At 28.9% G+C, this 16,050-nt stretch carries 15 protein-coding genes; 4 read left to right on the forward strand and 11 right to left on the reverse strand.

Features of this window, described 5'->3' with window-relative positions; genetic code table 11:
- Positions 1-272: 272 nt before the first annotated feature.
- Both E0E45_RS10010 and E0E45_RS10015 read left to right on the forward strand, forming a co-directional pair.
- A complete protein-coding gene (locus E0E45_RS10010) occupies positions 273-533 on the forward strand; it encodes a hypothetical protein (RefSeq protein ID WP_130891029.1) in 261 nt (86 codons plus the stop codon).
- A gap of 30 nt (positions 534-563) precedes the next feature.
- Positions 564-1,109 carry a DJ-1 family glyoxalase III gene (locus tag E0E45_RS10015; RefSeq protein WP_130891030.1) on the forward strand — a complete coding sequence of 182 codons (546 nt, stop codon included), beginning with the start codon at positions 564-566 and terminating at the stop codon, positions 1,107-1,109.
- A 228-nt stretch (positions 1,110-1,337) separates the two neighbouring features.
- Here the strand turns inward: E0E45_RS10015 and E0E45_RS10020 are convergent, their stop codons facing one another.
- The 9 genes from E0E45_RS10020 to mutL all read right to left on the reverse strand — a co-directional run bounded on the left by E0E45_RS10020 (position 1,338) and on the right by mutL (position 10,038).
- Positions 1,338-2,501 (reverse strand): iron-containing alcohol dehydrogenase, encoded by a 1,164-nt coding sequence (locus E0E45_RS10020; RefSeq protein WP_130891031.1) that lies wholly within the window; start codon positions 2,499-2,501, stop codon positions 1,338-1,340.
- Between the two features lie 157 nt (positions 2,502-2,658).
- Positions 2,659-3,351 (reverse strand): LrgB family protein, encoded by a 693-nt coding sequence (locus E0E45_RS10025; protein ID WP_130891032.1) that lies wholly within the window; start codon positions 3,349-3,351, stop codon positions 2,659-2,661.
- Positions 3,332-3,697 carry a CidA/LrgA family protein gene (locus E0E45_RS10030; protein WP_130891033.1) on the reverse strand — a complete coding sequence of 122 codons (366 nt, stop codon included), beginning with the start codon at positions 3,695-3,697 and terminating at the stop codon, positions 3,332-3,334. The genes E0E45_RS10025 and E0E45_RS10030 overlap by 20 nt, the downstream gene beginning before the upstream one ends.
- Positions 3,698-3,883: 186 nt before the next feature.
- A complete protein-coding gene (gene lysS / locus E0E45_RS10035) occupies positions 3,884-5,365 on the reverse strand; it encodes a lysine--tRNA ligase (protein ID WP_096402028.1) in 1,482 nt (493 codons plus the stop codon).
- Between the two features lie 28 nt (positions 5,366-5,393).
- Positions 5,394-6,806, reverse strand: a complete 1,413-nt coding sequence (locus E0E45_RS10040) for a tetratricopeptide repeat protein (RefSeq protein ID WP_130891034.1) — start codon at positions 6,804-6,806, stop codon at positions 5,394-5,396.
- A 57-nt stretch (positions 6,807-6,863) separates the two neighbouring features.
- Positions 6,864-7,232, reverse strand: a complete 369-nt coding sequence (locus tag E0E45_RS10045; protein WP_130891035.1) for a hypothetical protein — start codon at positions 7,230-7,232, stop codon at positions 6,864-6,866.
- Positions 7,232-7,567, reverse strand: a complete 336-nt coding sequence (locus E0E45_RS10050; RefSeq protein WP_130891036.1) for a hypothetical protein — start codon at positions 7,565-7,567, stop codon at positions 7,232-7,234. Before E0E45_RS10050 ends, E0E45_RS10045 begins: the two co-directional genes overlap by 1 nt.
- Before the next feature lie 50 nt (positions 7,568-7,617).
- The gene (gene rlmH / locus E0E45_RS10055; protein ID WP_130891037.1) at positions 7,618-8,085 is read right to left on the reverse strand and encodes a 23S rRNA (pseudouridine(1915)-N(3))-methyltransferase RlmH; all 468 of its coding nucleotides are present in this window, start codon (positions 8,083-8,085) and stop codon (positions 7,618-7,620) included.
- A gap of 30 nt (positions 8,086-8,115) precedes the next feature.
- The gene (gene mutL, locus E0E45_RS10060) at positions 8,116-10,038 is read right to left on the reverse strand and encodes a DNA mismatch repair endonuclease MutL (protein WP_130891038.1); all 1,923 of its coding nucleotides are present in this window, start codon (positions 10,036-10,038) and stop codon (positions 8,116-8,118) included.
- Positions 10,039-10,201: 163 nt separating this feature from the next.
- On the opposite strand from mutL, the gene E0E45_RS10065 reads away from it, so the two are divergent.
- Both E0E45_RS10065 and recJ read left to right on the forward strand, forming a co-directional pair.
- Complete coding sequence (locus E0E45_RS10065) at positions 10,202-12,049, forward strand: transglycosylase SLT domain-containing protein (RefSeq protein ID WP_130891039.1); 1,848 nt, start codon at positions 10,202-10,204, stop codon at positions 12,047-12,049.
- 10 nt (positions 12,050-12,059) lie between these two features.
- Positions 12,060-14,642 (forward strand): single-stranded-DNA-specific exonuclease RecJ, encoded by a 2,583-nt coding sequence (gene recJ / locus E0E45_RS10070; RefSeq protein WP_130891040.1) that lies wholly within the window; start codon positions 12,060-12,062, stop codon positions 14,640-14,642.
- 81 nt (positions 14,643-14,723) lie between these two features.
- On the opposite strand, the gene E0E45_RS10075 is transcribed toward recJ, so the two are convergent.
- Both E0E45_RS10075 and E0E45_RS10080 read right to left on the reverse strand, forming a co-directional pair.
- Entirely contained in the window at positions 14,724-15,368 is a 645-nt protein-coding gene (locus tag E0E45_RS10075; protein ID WP_130891041.1) for an outer membrane beta-barrel protein, read from the reverse strand.
- A gap of 428 nt (positions 15,369-15,796) precedes the next feature.
- Positions 15,797-16,042, reverse strand: a complete 246-nt coding sequence (locus E0E45_RS10080; RefSeq protein WP_130891042.1) for a hypothetical protein — start codon at positions 16,040-16,042, stop codon at positions 15,797-15,799.
- Positions 16,043-16,050 lie beyond the last annotated feature (8 nt).

Raw genomic sequence — 16,050 nt, forward strand, 5'->3', positions numbered from 1 at the left:
GGTTTTTATATTATTCACAACTTGTCAGTTCACAAAATATTTTAATAAATTTTTAATAATCATTTTTTCTTTTTAGTGATATAATATAATAGTATAAGATTTTATTTTATAAATATATCTTATTATTTAAAGTATAAATGATTTAAAAGATTAAATATGGTTTTTATCTATGGGTTAAGCATAGCATAAAAATTGACATTTTCAGTAAGAAATGTTAAGATAATTCTGTTATCTTAAACAAATTTAATACATATAAAGAGGTGAAAAAAATTATGTCTATAATTGAAAACTGGGAAGAGCAGCTGTATGATTCTACTTTTGATACCATATATGAAGCTCTTGTTGAAGAATATAAAAGAGGAGATCTTACTATTGAAGAATTAGATAGAAATATTGCTGAACAACAGCAGATACTTCTTAATGCTTTCTTTGAAGGAGAGACTAAATCTGTATATTGCAATGCAGTAGTAGATGCTCATCAGTTTGTTCGTTCGTTGATTATTCAAGGAAAATTAACTGTAGAAAATCTATAATTAAATAAAATATACCAAGGAGGCATCAATATGAAAAAAGTTTATGTTTTATTAGCAGATGGTTTTGAACTCATTGAAGCCCTAACTCCTGTTGATGTGTTGAGAAGAGGTGGAGCAGATGTTATAACTGTTTCTATCACATCTGAAAAGGATGTTATGTCAGCTCAAAAAGTACTTGTTAAAGCTGATACTACTTTAAAAGAAACTGATATAAAAGATGGAGATATGATTGTACTCCCTGGAGGAAATCCCGGATATATCAATCTTGGAAATTCCAATGAAGTAGTAGAAATTGTCAGATTCTATGCAGCTAATGATAAATTTATAGGTGCTATATGTGGAGCTCCTTCAATTTTAGCAAATCATGACATTGCTTCTGGAAAAAAAGTGACATGCCATACTTCGATTAAAGGGCTTATGAAAAATTATCAATATGAAGAAAAAAATATTGTCAAAGACGAAAAACTTATAACTGGTATGGGTGCTGGACATTCTTTAGCTTTTGCTTTTAATTTAGCCGAAGTTTTACTGGACTCAGATACTATTAATCAAATAAAAACTGGTATGGAATTATAAAAATTAGTCAATTTTTGTTATTTTTTTATTTGATTGCAAAAAATTTTAATATTGACTAAAAATAATAGATGGGGTATACTTTAATCGAGACTGACACAGTAAATTAGATTTCTGTAACCCCCAGAGTCTATTTTTAGTCTTTGTTTTTTTAACACTCCCCCGTGTTATAAAAAAAGCCCCTCTATTGCAGAGGGGATTTTTTTATTCAAATATTTTATTTTTGTAATTTTATCTTGCCAGTTTTAATATTTCAAATACATCATTTTCATACAATTTTTTGAAATTTCCCTGTGGTCCTTTTCTGCAGCATTTCTCTGCCATTTCCTTCAGTCTGTCATCAGGAATATCTACCTCTTTCAAATATACAGGAAGTCCTAAACTGTAATAAAATTCTTCCAGTTTTTGAATTCCCTGTTTTACTACAAGCTCCTTATCTGTAAGAGTCATACTCACTCCAAATACACGAACAGCAAACTGTACAAATCTATCCATATTCTCATGGCAAACATATTTCATCCATGCAGGGAATACAATGGATAATCCTGCCCCATGAGCTATATCATATATAGCACTGATTTCATGCTCTATCTGATGAGAACCCCAATCTCCAAGACGTCCTGTGTTTAAAAGACTGTTATGAGCTATAGTTCCTGCCCACATAATCTCAGCACGTACATCATAATTTTCTGGCTCTTTAAGTGCAAGAGGAGCATAATCTATAACTGTCTTCATAGTAGCTTCTATCAATCTGTCTGTAAAATCCACATGCTCTACTTGTGTGAAGTAACGCTCCATAAGGTGAGCTAATATATCTGAAGCTCCACAAGCTGTCTGATAACTTGGAAGAGAGAATGTAAATTCTGGATTCATTATTGCAAACTTAGGTATCATAGAAACATTTCCACATGATCGTTTTAAAAGTCCTTCCTCTTTTGTAATAACACTTCCCATACTTGATTCGCTTCCTGCTGCTGGTATAGTCAGTACTACCCCAATTGGAAGAGCTTCATCTGGTCCTGCTTTTCTTTCATAAAAATCCCATACATCTCCATCATAATTTACCCCTGCTGCTATTCCTTTGGCAGTATCTATTGTACTTCCTCCACCTACAGCCAGTATTGCATCAAGATTATGCTCTCTGCACAGTTTAATACCTTCTTTTACCAATTTTAATCTTGGATTAGGCTGCACTCCCCCAAGTTCTACAAAAGAGATATTTTCGGCATTTAAAGCCTTCACAACAGTGTCATATAACCCTATTCTCTTAATAGTTCCTCCACCATATACTAAAAGTACACGGCTTCCTAGTTTTTTCATTTCTTTTCCTACTTGATTTTCAGTTCCTTTTCCAAAAATAATTTTCGCTGGGTTGTAAAAAGTAAAATTATCCATACTATACTTTCCTCCTCGTTCTTTCCTATACTTAGTATATACATTAGACTATACTTTAAGTCAAGAACAAAAAATAAAAAAAGATGATTTTCAAAATAATTCAAGCTTTAGACACTTTTATTTTAACAAATCATCCTTGATATATTATTGTATTTTTTTAAACAAACATTCTTACTAATGGAGCTATAACTATTGTAAGTATTCCTGCAATAACTATTGATAAAGCACTCATAGCTCCTTCTATTTCCCCCATTTCTATTGCTCTGCTGGTTCCTACAGCATGGCTTGATATCCCTATTCCAATACCTTTAGCTACTGGATGTTTTACTCTGAATATCGAAAGTATATATGGAGCAGAAACATTTCCTGTTATCCCTGTTATTACTATTGCAAAAACTGTTATTGAAGGTATTCCTCCAAGAAGTGTTGAAAGCTCTATTCCAATAGGTGTAGTAATAGATTTAGGCATAAATGAAAGTAAAAGCTGTTCATCTATTCCCATTAATTTTCCTAAAACAACTACTGAAACAATAGCAACAATTGATCCAACTATACCCCCACCCATTATAGGAACAAAATTCTTTTTCAAAAGATCTATCTGTCTAAAAAGGGGGATAGCTAATACAACAGTAGCTGGTGCCAGAAAGAAAACTATGAAATTTCCTCCCTGCATATAATTATTCACAGATATTTTGAAAAAATGAAGAAAAAGTATAACTATGATAGTTCCAATAAGAAGAGGATTAAATAATGCCATTTTTGTTTTTTTAAATACCAGCTTACCTATTTCAAAAGCTACTAAACTTATTATTACTCCAAAGAATGGAGTACTAGTTAATACTTCCACCATATTTTTTCTCCTTTCTCTCTATGAGATATTGTACAGTAATTCCTGTCACTACCATTGTCAATAAAGTTGTAAAAACAAGCAGAAATAAAATTTTAAATAAACCTGTTTTTAATAAATATAATGATTCAATAAGTTTTACAGAAGGAGGCATAAAAAATATTGTCATATTCAGCAGCAAAAAATCTCCTGCTTTTTCTATCTTTTCCAACTTCAGCACCTTAAAATAAAGCAGTGCAAAGAGCAAAAGCATTCCACTAATCGTTCCTGGAATTGGCAAATTAAGCACTTCTGTAAGAATAATCCCAATATAATTAATTATAAAAATAATTAAAAATTCTTGTATCATTTTCTTCCCTCCTACATTCTTAAAAAAATATTTTAGCACATTTTGTTCTTAGTTGCAAAGTAAAAAAAATATTTTTTTCTTTTTATAAATACTTTTATACTAAAAAAGTACACCTCAAAAGAACATTTTAATTCTGCTCCTATTGGTGTACTTTAATATTTATTCTACATTATTTTAAAATTTAAATTAATCTCTTGGTTTCATTTGTGGGAATAATAATACATCTCTGATAGAGTCAGACTGAGTAAGAAGCATAATAAGTCTATCAATACCAATTCCCATTCCTCCTGTAGGTGGTAATCCATATTCTAATGCTTCTACGAAATCGTCATCTATTACTGGAGTTGCTTCATCATTTCCTCTTTCAGCTTCTTCCACTTGATCTTCAAATCTTCCTCTTTGATCAGCTGGATCCTGTAACTCAGAGAATGCATTTGCATACTCTCTTGCATCTATAAACAATTCAAATCTGTCAGTAAATCTAGGATCTTCTTCATTTCTTTTAGCTAATGGAGAAATTTCCACTGGATGTCCAAATACAAATGTAGGCTGAACAATTTTTTCTTCACATTTTTCTTCAAAGAACTGGTTAACAACATGCCCAACACTGTTCATGTGATCAGCAACTTCTACATGATGTTGTTTTGCAAGAGCTTTAGCTTCTTCAAAAGTCATATTTTGATCCCAGAAGTCCACTCCAGTAACTTCTTTTACAAGGTCTACCATATGTACTCTTTTGAAGTTTTCAAGAACTAGAGTTTTTCCATTGTACTCAACAGTTGTAGTTCCTAATACTTGTTTAGCCAGAGTTGTGATTATTTCCTCTGCTAAGTCCATCATATCATTAAAATCAGCATAAGCTTGGTATAGTTCAATCATTGTAAATTCAGGATTATGTCTTGTTGACATTCCTTCATTTCTGAAGTTTCTTCCTAATTCATATACTCTTTCCAATCCTCCAACTATCAATCTTTTTAAGTAAAGCTCAGGAGCTATTCTCATATATAGATCAACATTTAGTGCATTGTGGTGAGTAATAAATGGTTTTGCTGCTGCTCCTCCTAGAATTGGGTGCATTAATGGAGTTTCAACTTCTAAGAAACCTTTATTGTCAAGTATTGTTCTAATTCCTTTTATAATTTGAGTTCTTTTTATAAATGTATCTCTTACTTCTTTATTCATTATAAGGTCTACATATCTTTTTCTGTATCTAGTTTCAACATCAGTCAGTCCGTGGAATTTTTCTGGTAAAGGTCTAATATTTTTAGATAATAATTGAATAGAAGTAACTCTTAAAGTTAACTCTCCTGTATGAGTTATAAATAATTCTCCCTCTACTCCTACTATATCTCCTACTCCAATTTTATTTACCATTTCAAAAACTTCATCACCTAATTCATCTTTTCTTAGGTATAACTGAATTCTTCCAGTACGATCTTCTATATGAGCAAATAAAGTCTTTCCTTTTCCTCTATATGCCATTATTCTTCCAGCTGTTTTATATTTTAAATTTTCTTCAGGAGTATGAGTTAATATATCCCCTACCATGTACTTTTTGTCAAACTTACTTCCAAAAGGTTTTACTCCTAACTCTTTTAATTCTTCTACTTTTTTCCATTTTTCCATAACTAAATTTTCTTTAGCTACTCTGTCAAAATATCTTTCCATGGTTCTTCTCCTTATAAATTTTTTGATTTTAATTTAATTTTAACAAATATATACTACTTTTTGTACTCCATGATGATTTTGGATATTTTTGTCTTACAAAAGTAAAGTAATTTCTACTTTCCTCTTTATTTCCAAGTTTATCATAAGCTATTCCCATATTATAGTATATTTCTGCTTTTTTGTCATCGCTTTTTTCTATATCCAATGCTTTTTTATAATTATCAATAGCTTTTTGATTGTTATCTAATTGAAGATTGCTTTGTCCCATATAAAAGTATATATCCTTAGTTTCAGCATAATTCTTATTTATTTCTAAAGCCTTTTCAAGATGTACAAGTGCTTCCACATAATTTCCTTGATTAAAGCTGTTCTCTCCATCACTTAAAAATGTTCTGAATTGAGTATAGTTTTTATTTTCAAGTTCTGCCATTGGATCTACTGTTCCCTCTTCAGTTTTTGTAAATATAGATTCCAGTAATTCAGGAGCAATTCCTTCAATAGTTCCATTTATATACTGTGTTCCTCTGTTTATATCTCCATTTCTCAAATACCAGTTTCCTATGAAATCTGCTGCCTCTTTAGTTGGCTCATCTCTGAATACTTTTTCTAAAAATTCTATTTCTTCTCTGTTAGCTGAAGATTTTGAAAGTATTATCTTTTTAAGTTCTCCATTAAGTATAGTATTTGCTGAATCATATTCTAATAATACTGAATCAAGATTAGAAGATGTAGCTCCTATTGCAGTAAGAGTATCAAGTATTGTCAATTTATCCTGTTCATCTAAAGTTTTATATTTTTTCAGGAATTCAATTTCTTCCCTTACTACTCTAACATTTCCATCTTTCCCTGCCAATTCCATAAGCATAAAAGATATTTCCTTATCTCTGAAACTATCTGGAAATGCCATTCTATGTAATGCTACACTATTTTGTAACTGTTTTATATCATTTGCAGCGTAATTTTTTAGAATTATATCATAATTATTCTGTTCCGTAAATCTATATTTTAATTTATTCGAAATTTTTACTCTTCTTGTTACTCCTCCTAAAGAGTATAAATCTAAAGTAAATTCTCCCTGATATATACTTCTAAATACTAGATTATTTCCTTTTATTCCCAGTTCATAAGAAATACTTCTAGGATAAGAAACTAATTTAAAGTCATCTTCAGATTTTAAAGGAATAAAAAGATAATCTCCTGTATACACTTCAAAAGTGCTTCCATTGTAGCTTTCAGAATATTCTTTAGTTTTTCCTTCTTTCAATGATCTTGAAACCTCATCTAAAATTCCTGAAGAATCATTTTCTGTTAAAACGATTGTTTCCTGTGTTATTGGCTGTTCTTCATTTCTTCCCCATATACTTCCTAAATCAGTTTTTTGAGGAAGTCCAGTACAGCTGTACATAGTAAGAAGAATTAATAAGTAACCTATTGCTTTCATTTTACCTCCCGTTTATAAAAATAGAGCATAAATCAGATATGCTCTATTCAAAGATTATCAATATTCTTTAATGGTAATTGAAATATTATTGACTTCTTCTCCATTATCTAATATTTTATAGGAAAATTCCAATATATTTTGTTTATAAGTTATTTTCTCTCCCAATATATGAAAGTTTTTCTCAAATCCTTCACCGCAGTACAAAAATTCAGTCATATTGTCTAAATCAACTTCTATAACATTTTTTATACCATTATTTTCCCTCTGAATAAATACTTTATTATCACAAAAAGATATTTTGCAATCACCTAATTTACTTTTGTATTCATAGATAATTTTATTATTTTCCTCTTTTTTTAATCCAGTAACCATTTCAAATGATTTTTCATTGTAACTATCCAGACTTTTTATCATGAACTTATTCATTAATAGTATTCCTCTTCATCTTCATAGTAATCTTCATTGTCAAATTTTTCACTGTAGTCATCTTCTCTGTCATAATATTCATCTTCTTCATAGTCACCTATATCATCACCAGACAGATATTCTTCTCTCCAATATTCTATAACTTCCATAGCATCACTATCTTCCATTAAATAAATATCTTCTTCATCCTCATTGTATAAAAACACATGGATTTGTCCATCAAAATCCTCTGCAATTATATACTCCTTATCTCCCATTACAACATTTTCAATTACATGTAATTCGTACTCTTCATCATCAATGTCATGATAAAAAGTTTCTCCTTGCGAATACATAGCTCTTCCCTCCTAAATTTTATTAACTTTAAATATTTTTGCTGACTTTATTATTTATGGTATTTAGTATTTTTTATAATACTGAACCATCTGTAAATTTGCTCACTGAGTATCAATCTCATTAACTGATGAGGAAAAGTCATTTTAGAGAAGCTTAATCTCATATCTACTGCTTTTCTTACATTTTCTGATACTCCATATGAACCACCAATTATAAAATTTATACTGCTCACACCATTTACTGTAAGTCTTTCTATTTCTTCAGACATTTCCTCTGAAGAAAAGTTTTTCCCTTGAATATCCAGAAGAATATTATATCCACCTAGTTTTTCCATAGTCTTAAGAATGTCTTCTGATTCTTTTTCAATAGAAATATTTCTATTGGTATCATTTCCATCTTCTTTCAATTCCACAATTTTCATTTTAGCAAAAGACTGCATTCTTTTCAAGAATTCATTTATTCCCTCAATTATATACTTTTCTTTTACTTTTCCTACACATATAATAGATACATTCAAAATATACTCCTTTTTTCAAAAAAATTCAATTTATTTTCTCTTAAAAAGTTTTTCTAAATCATTCAGAGTAATTTTTACTATAATTGGTCTTCCGTGAGGACAAGTATATTTACCTATTTCATGAAGTTTCTTTATTATTGTTTCCATTTCACTAATAGAAAGTTTTTCATTGGCTTTTATAGCCCCTTTACATGACATTGAAATTATAATACTTTCTCTGATATCTGTTTCTTTATTCTCTTTAAGATTTTTAATTATATTTCTGAAAATATTTTCTGTGCTGTCCCTAAAATTCATTACTGGAACTGATCTTATTACTACTTCATTCTCATCAAACTCATCAATCTCAAATCCAAACTCTGTAAAATATTCCATATTTTCAAAAATAAGTTCTCTCTCCCTTGGGTCAAGATTTATTCTTATTGGCACCAAAAGCTGCTGTCTGCTCACACTTGTTCCATAATATTCTTTTTTTAATTTCTCATAAAGTATTCTCTCGTGAATTATATGCTGATCATATATTTCAAATACTCCATCTCTTTCAACTAAAATGAACGAATCAAATATCTGTCCTAAAACTTTAAAATCTATTTTAGGAACAGCATTCTTTTCTTCTGGTATAACAGCTTCTTTAATTTCAGGTTTTACTTCTAAAATAACATTGCTTTTCATTGTATCAGATTTTTCATTTTCTTCAAATGCTTTTATTTCTTCTTTTATCTCAAAAACAGAATTTTTCTTCTTCTCACTGAACATATTTTCAAAATCATCTTCATCTGATTTTTCAATCTTCTCAGTTTTTTCAATTTCTTCTTTTACCTCTATGTCAGAAATTTCTATCTCTCTTTCTGCTTTAGGATATTTTTTCACTTCAAGTCCTTCAAACTTTGTATTTTCTGCCTTCATAGGAACAAATTTTGAAAATTCTGTAAAGTCTATTAAAGCTTCTTTTTCCTTTTCAATATTCTTTTCCATAGTTGGAGAAACAAAAACATCATCACCTTCAAAACAATTTTCAATTTCTCTCAAAACTTTTCCATATATATTAGATTCATTTGAGAATTTCACTATTTTCTTTGAAGGATGTACATTAACATCTACCTCTTTAGGATCTATCTCTAGGAACAAAATTGCAAAAGGATATTTTCCTTTCATAAGCTTTGTATAGTACCCATCAATAATAGCGTTCTCCAGAAGTTTTGATTTTACCATACGCCCATTTACAAATGTAAATATAGAATCTCTTGTAGCTCTATACAATGAAGCATTTCCCAGATACCCCATAGAAAAAGCTTTTGAATTTTTTAAAACATTTCTTCCAAATATTTCTACAATAGTATTCTCTATCCCATTTCCTGTTGTCTTTATACTCACTTTATCATCAAGTATAAGAGTTATAGCAGTATTAGGATTTCCCAGTGCTTCCTGTACTATTATATCTTTTATATTCATATATTCTGTTGTAGTCTTTCTCAAAAACTTTAGTCTTGCAGGAGTATTAAAAAACAAATCTTTTATTTCTATGGTAGTTCCCACATTTCTCTGAATTTCTTTAAGACCTGTTATTTTTCCACCAGAAACTGTTATTGCTGATCCTACTTCATCATCTTTAGTTCGAGAAGATAAAGACATTTTTGATACTGCTGAGATAGAAGAAAGTGCCTCTCCTCTAAACCCATATGTAAAAAGATTATATAAATCTTCCTTTTTAGCTATCTTACTTGTAGCATGTCTTTCTACAGAAAGAAGCAGATCATCTTGAGTCATTCCCTTTCCATCATCAGATATTATCACATGTCTTCCGCCAGATTTAACCTCTATTTTTATACTTTTGCTCTCTGCATCTAGTGAGTTTTCCAAAAGTTCTTTCAGCATACTGGCAGGATTTTCAACTACTTCCCCAGCTGCAATTATGTTAGAAACTGATTCGTCTAATACTTTTATTATTCCCATCTCCACCTCCTAAAAAACAAAATACTGCTTTCCATTATCTAATATATTTCAAATAATTTCAATATTTTTTTTTAAAAATAAAAAAATAATATAATTGTTGCCATTTTTAAGTAATTTTGCAATAATTATAGTAGCATATATTTTAATAAGAGGTGTCTAAAAAATGAGAAAAATATTTATGATTTTATTCTTTATTATAAATAGTTTTATGGCTTTTACCTATACTTATGAAGATTATGATATTTTCATTCAGGGAAAAAATGCTTATTACAACAGAGAATATGAAGAAGCTCAGAATAAATTTGAAACTCTTCTGAACAGTTATTCCTTTTCTCCTATCTTAAAAAATAATTATGCCTTTTATTTTATAGGAATGACTTACTATAGAATGGGAGATTGGAAAAAGGCTGTCTTCTATCTTGAAAAAGCTGTTTTCAGCCATAAACTTTCTTTTTTTAATCGAGGGTCGGAAATAGAAAAAAATATTTACTTTGCTGAAAGAGATTACTCCCTTGGAGATGCTCTTATAAAAACTGGAAATAAAGAAACTGGACTAGTATATCTAAAGAGGCTGGATTACTCTACTTTTTCTCCTCTCACTTCACATTTTGAAGAAAAAGCTCTCAGCCTGCTGTCAAAAGAAGATATTTCGTATCAAAATTATTATAATCTAAAATTTAAAGGTGATTTCTCTCACATTAAAGAAATTTCTACAAAGGAGCTTTTAAAAGCTGCTCATTTTTTCTTTTCAAAAAAAGAATACGAAAAAGCTGAAAAACTCTATAAAGAAATTTTAAAAACTCCTGATATTACAAAAGCTGATAAAGAAAAAGCTGAATCTGAACTTTTCAGAACATTAATCAGAGCAAAGAAAAATAAAGATATTATTACCTTAACAAATGAATATGGGAAAAATGGAAATAAAGATTTATACTTCTTCTACAAAGGACTTGCTTACTACAGAATGAAAGATTTTTCAAGATGCCTTTATGCTTTTGAAAATGTAAAAGGAGGAAGATATGCTTCTCTTGCATTATTCTATAGAGCTGGTATTTATTATTCCTTTGGAGATTATGAACAGGTATTAAAAACAACTGCTAAAATACCTCATAAAAACATAATAACTGAAATAATGATTGCAAATTCATATTTAAAACTTGGAAATGATAAATTTTTTGAGAAAAAAGCTGAAAATATAATAAAAAAATATCCTAATTCATATGAGGGAATGTTTTATTCTTTTCTTTTAAAAAATAATGGCATTGATATAAATAATCATAATTCTGTTTTTAAAGTTGGACTAATACTTGACAATCTTCTTGCAAACTGTAAAAATATAGATGATAATTTTATCAATACAGTAGATAAGTTGGAAATTGAAAAACTTTCATCTATTGCAGCTATGAAAGATGAAGAGCTTATAAAAATAGAGATAGAAAACAGTAGCTTTATTAATAAACATTCTATTCAAAATGGTTATGCAATAACTACAATTCTTGAAAAAGGAGAGTTTTTTGATCTTGCCTATAAAAATTCTTCTACATACAGAAAAGATTTTTTTGAATACAAAGATTTAATAAAATATAGTTATCCTTTATATTATAAATACTCTGTAGAAATGAATTCAAGAAAATATGATGTTCCACAGGAACTTATTTATTCGACAATACTTATTTCCAGCAAATTTAATAAAAGACTTTTATCTGAAAATTCTAAAATAGGTCTTATGCAAATACCTTATACTTCTCGAGAAGAAATAGTTACACTCTTTGACCCAGATACAAATATAGCAATGGGAACAGAGAAATTAAAATCCCTTCTTGAAACTTATAAAGGTGATAAGCTTAAATCTCTTATAGCATATGTTTACGGAGAGGAACTGTTAAATAGAATTCAATTTGATTATGATGGAGATCTGAATTTAGATTTAGTAGCTGATCCAGAAGAAAGATATGATTTACAAAACTTAATACTTACATATATGTTCTACAAGAAACTATACAACTTTTAAAGGAGCAAAAATGAGAAATACAAGATGGGTTTACAGAGATAATTCTCTGAAAAACAACAAAGATATTCAAAATCTTAATTTAGATAAGGATATCCTTAATCTTTTATATAATAGAAATATAACAGAGAAAGAAGATATAAAAAATTTCCTTGATGTAAATATAAAAAATATAGCTGATCCTTTTTCTTTAAAAGATGTTGATAAAGCAATTAAAAGACTTACTCAAGCAAAAGAATCAAATGAAACTGTATGGGTATATGGAGATTACGATGTTGATGGAATCACATCAGTTTCTTTATGTTATTTAGCCTTGAGTGAATTAGGAATCAATGTAAAATATTATATCCCCTTAAGAGATGAAGGATATGGACTTAACAAGGAAGCAATAGATCATATAAAAAGTGAAGGAGGAACCCTTATCATAACTGTTGACTGTGGTATCTCCTCACATGAAGAAATAACTCATGCTTCATCTTTGGGTATAGATATGATAGTTACTGACCATCACGAGATAAATAATGGCAATCCTGAAGCTCTAGCAGTTATTAATCCTAAAAGGGAGGATAATGAATATGGATTTAAATATTTAGCAGGAGTAGGAACTGCTTTTATGATGATATCTGCCCTTTTTAAAACTCTTGATAAAGAAGAAGATGTTTATAAATACCTTGATATAGTTGCAATAGGTACTGTAGCAGATATTGTTCCCCTTCTTAAAGAAAATAGAATATTTGTGAAAGAAGGGCTGGAATATCTCAAAAGAAGCAGATGGCTTGGACTAAATATGCTTATTAAAAAAATTTTTGAAGATTATGATATAAGAAAATTCAATACTTATGATATAGGATTTATCATAGCCCCTATATTTAATGCTGTAGGAAGACTGGAAGATGCTAAAAAAGCTGTTGAACTTTTTATAGAAAAAGACCATAGAGTATGCTCTGCAGCAATAAAAGACCTTTTAGAAAAAAACAGCGAAAGAAAAGAGATACAAGAAGAGATATTCCAAAAGGCTATTGAAAAAATAGAGAATGAAAAACTTTATGAAAACAGTGTTCTCATAGTGGGAGAAGAGGGATTTCATCATGGAGTTATTGGTATAGTTGCCTCTAAAGTTCTGGACAGATATTACAAACCTACTATAATTATGGAAATAAAACCTGATGAAGGAATTGCCACTGCTTCATGCAGAAGTATAGAGGGATTCAATATAATAGAAGCTATTAATAATTTTTCAGACCTTCTTGTCAAATATGGAGGACACAGTGGAGCTGCTGGTTTTTCAATCAAAATAGAAAATATTGAGGAGTTCAGCAAAAAACTTAATGAATATGCTAAAAATGCCATGGAAGACAGTACTCTTGTAAAACCAGTTAAAGTGGACAGACCTCTTCCTTTTTATAAAATATCATATGATTTCCTGGATAAGATCTCACTTCTTGAACCATTTGGTTTTGGAAATCCCTCTCCTTTATTTTCACTGGATAACTGTCAGTTTGATGGATTGAGACTTATAGGTAAAGATAAGAAACATCTTATGATGAATATTATAAAAAATGGAAATGAAATAAGAAACTGTGTGTGGTTTAACAGTGATGATGTCTTTGAGGACCTTGTTAACTTAAGAAATATAGATATTGCCTTTAAGCTAAAACTGGAAACATACAAAGACAGATACCAATATAAAATGTATGTTGAAGATATAAGAGAGACTATTCATACTTCAAATGAAACAGAAAATATTTTTGATCTTTATGATATACAGTTTCCAATAGAAACAGTTATTTATACCAGAAGAAAAATGGATTCTCCAAAAATAAGGCTTACTTTCTCTGAACAGGGAATAACTGTAGCTAATGATCGTACATATCTGGGAAGTTTAGATGCTCAGACTGAATATATACTAAGTTCTTTAAAAAAAATGTATAACGTTGAATTCTCTGCTGCTGTAAAAGATGTTATATTAAAAGATGAAAATTACAATGTTCATCTCCTTATTGATAAAGATTATACTTTTTCATCTTATGCTATAAAACAAAGTGAATTATTCAAGGAAATAAAGAATTTTCTTATAGGAGAATTTAATTATAACTATATTCAAAAGAAAACTTTAGCATCTGTTTTTAAAGATAAAAATAATACAATAGCAATTATAGAAAAAGGAAGAGGAATTGAAACTATAATTCAAACTATAGGACTTTATTACAAAAATATAAATGAAAAAGCTCTTCTTGTAACAAAAGAAAATATATCTAAAAAAACTATTTCAAGTATAGGAATAGGGGATAAATTTATTGGAGGGTATGATTTTTATATTTTCCTTAATCCTGAAAAATCTCAAATAGAAAAATATATTGATAGAAAAATTCTAGTAATAACAGAAGATAAAACTTTTAATATAGATGGATTCAGTAATATTGTTGATGACTATGAGATTCCACAAAATATAAGATTTGTATCTGAAGAGGAGCTTAAAGATAAAAATATAATTTTCAGTAAAAAGCTTCCTTTAGATAAAAAAATTCAGGTTATTAAAAATCTAAAAACTTACTTAGAGGTGTATTCAACAAAGAATATACTTCCATATCTATAAAATAGAACTTTTCAATTTATTTTCAATATAGAAAAAGAGCAGTATATATTTCCCCTGCTCTTTTTTGTTATTGCTTTTTAATTAGAAATTAAATTTGTATCCAACAGAAAGTGTTACTCTTGAATAGTCTAAATCTTTTTTAATTCTTTCTCCATATATATCAGCTTTTATTTTAGCTTTATTTACTTTATACATTAAATCTACTACAAAATTATTATATTCTGCTCCTGCACCTATTCCATAATATAGTCCGTTTTCTACTTTTGTAAGAAAATTTAATCCAAGTTCTGAACTACTTATTTTTACATCTCCATTTTCATCATTAAATGAATATCCTAAATCCGCTTTCAAATATGGTTTTACATTTCCTTCTACTGGAAAATTATACTTAGCTGTTACATATAGTGGTACTGATTTAAATCCTGGAATTTCACTCTTAATATTTTCATCTACATAATATGTAGTTACTGACTTTGGATTACCATGATCCTGATAAGATAGTCCAAGTCCTAATTCTAAGTTAGAGTAAACTTCTCTCATTACTTCTACTGTTAATTCGTAACCAAAGTCATCTCCCTTATCTTTGTTTACCTTTTCCCCTTCATCTTTTACCTCATCAAATCTTTGAAATACATCTGCTCCTGCTTTCAAATATACATTTGTCCCCTCAGCTGCTAAACTTACACATGATAATGCTGCTAATCCTAATAATACTTTTTTCATCATAACTATCTCTCCTTTAACTATATTTTTATGAAATATAGAGTAATTATATGCTGTTCAGTTTACCCATAAAAACTTAACAATTGGTAAGTATTCTCTTTTGTATATAAAAGCGAAGTTTTTATTATTCTATCTAGGCTTTAAAATGTAATTTTTAAGATATTTTACAAAGAAATAAAGAGAAGATTTATTAAATTTAGATTGCTTAATTTAAAATTTTATGTTATAACTTAATTGTTGGAATATAGAAGGTTTTAATTTGTTTTTTTTATAATTCTGTTCGCTTTTATATACAAAAGAGAACACTTATCTATTCTTTAATTTTTATGGTACTATTAGACTTCCTTTGATCAATTATTTCAAAGGAATTTTTATTTCCCATAAAAAAACAGAGGATGCAATAATGTATCACACCCTCTTCTTAATTTTAACTATGCTCTTTTTTTCTTTAAAATATCAAAGAAATTATTACTCATAGCATTTCTTGCCTTTTTTATTGATTCTTTATGATAATGTTCTTTGTAATATCTTAATTCTCTCATTATCTCAATATACTTATCCAACGACATTGCAATAACTTTAGAGGAGTCATTTTCAATAATCACATCTTCATAATGAGCTCTTTCCAAATATTTTTCAGATTTTTTTTCAAATTCTCCTCTTTTAAGTATCAACACGCCCAACC

Source organism: Fusobacterium ulcerans ATCC 49185, assembly GCF_900683735.1.
GTDB lineage: Bacteria > Fusobacteriota > Fusobacteriia > Fusobacteriales > Fusobacteriaceae > Fusobacterium_A > Fusobacterium_A ulcerans_A.

Coding starts and splice junctions, on each gene's coding strand:
- E0E45_RS10010 (WP_130891029.1), top strand. CDS start 273: ATGTCTATAATTGAAAACTGGGAAGAGCAGCTGTATGATTCTACTTTT.
- E0E45_RS10015 (WP_130891030.1), top strand. CDS start 564: ATGAAAAAAGTTTATGTTTTATTAGCAGATGGTTTTGAACTCATTGAA.
- E0E45_RS10020 (WP_130891031.1), bottom strand. CDS start 2,501: ATGGATAATTTTACTTTTTACAACCCAGCGAAAATTATTTTTGGAAAA.
- E0E45_RS10025 (WP_130891032.1), bottom strand. CDS start 3,351: ATGGTGGAAGTATTAACTAGTACTCCATTCTTTGGAGTAATAATAAGT.
- E0E45_RS10030 (WP_130891033.1), bottom strand. CDS start 3,697: ATGATACAAGAATTTTTAATTATTTTTATAATTAATTATATTGGGATT.
- lysS (WP_096402028.1), bottom strand. CDS start 5,365: ATGGAAAGATATTTTGACAGAGTAGCTAAAGAAAATTTAGTTATGGAA.
- E0E45_RS10040 (WP_130891034.1), bottom strand. CDS start 6,806: ATGAAAGCAATAGGTTACTTATTAATTCTTCTTACTATGTACAGCTGT.
- E0E45_RS10045 (WP_130891035.1), bottom strand. CDS start 7,232: ATGAATAAGTTCATGATAAAAAGTCTGGATAGTTACAATGAAAAATCA.
- E0E45_RS10050 (WP_130891036.1), bottom strand. CDS start 7,567: ATGTATTCGCAAGGAGAAACTTTTTATCATGACATTGATGATGAAGAG.
- mutL (WP_130891038.1), bottom strand. CDS start 10,038: ATGGGAATAATAAAAGTATTAGACGAATCAGTTTCTAACATAATTGCA.
- E0E45_RS10065 (WP_130891039.1), top strand. CDS start 10,202: ATGAGAAAAATATTTATGATTTTATTCTTTATTATAAATAGTTTTATG.
- recJ (WP_130891040.1), top strand. CDS start 12,060: ATGAGAAATACAAGATGGGTTTACAGAGATAATTCTCTGAAAAACAAC.
- E0E45_RS10075 (WP_130891041.1), bottom strand. CDS start 15,368: ATGATGAAAAAAGTATTATTAGGATTAGCAGCATTATCATGTGTAAGT.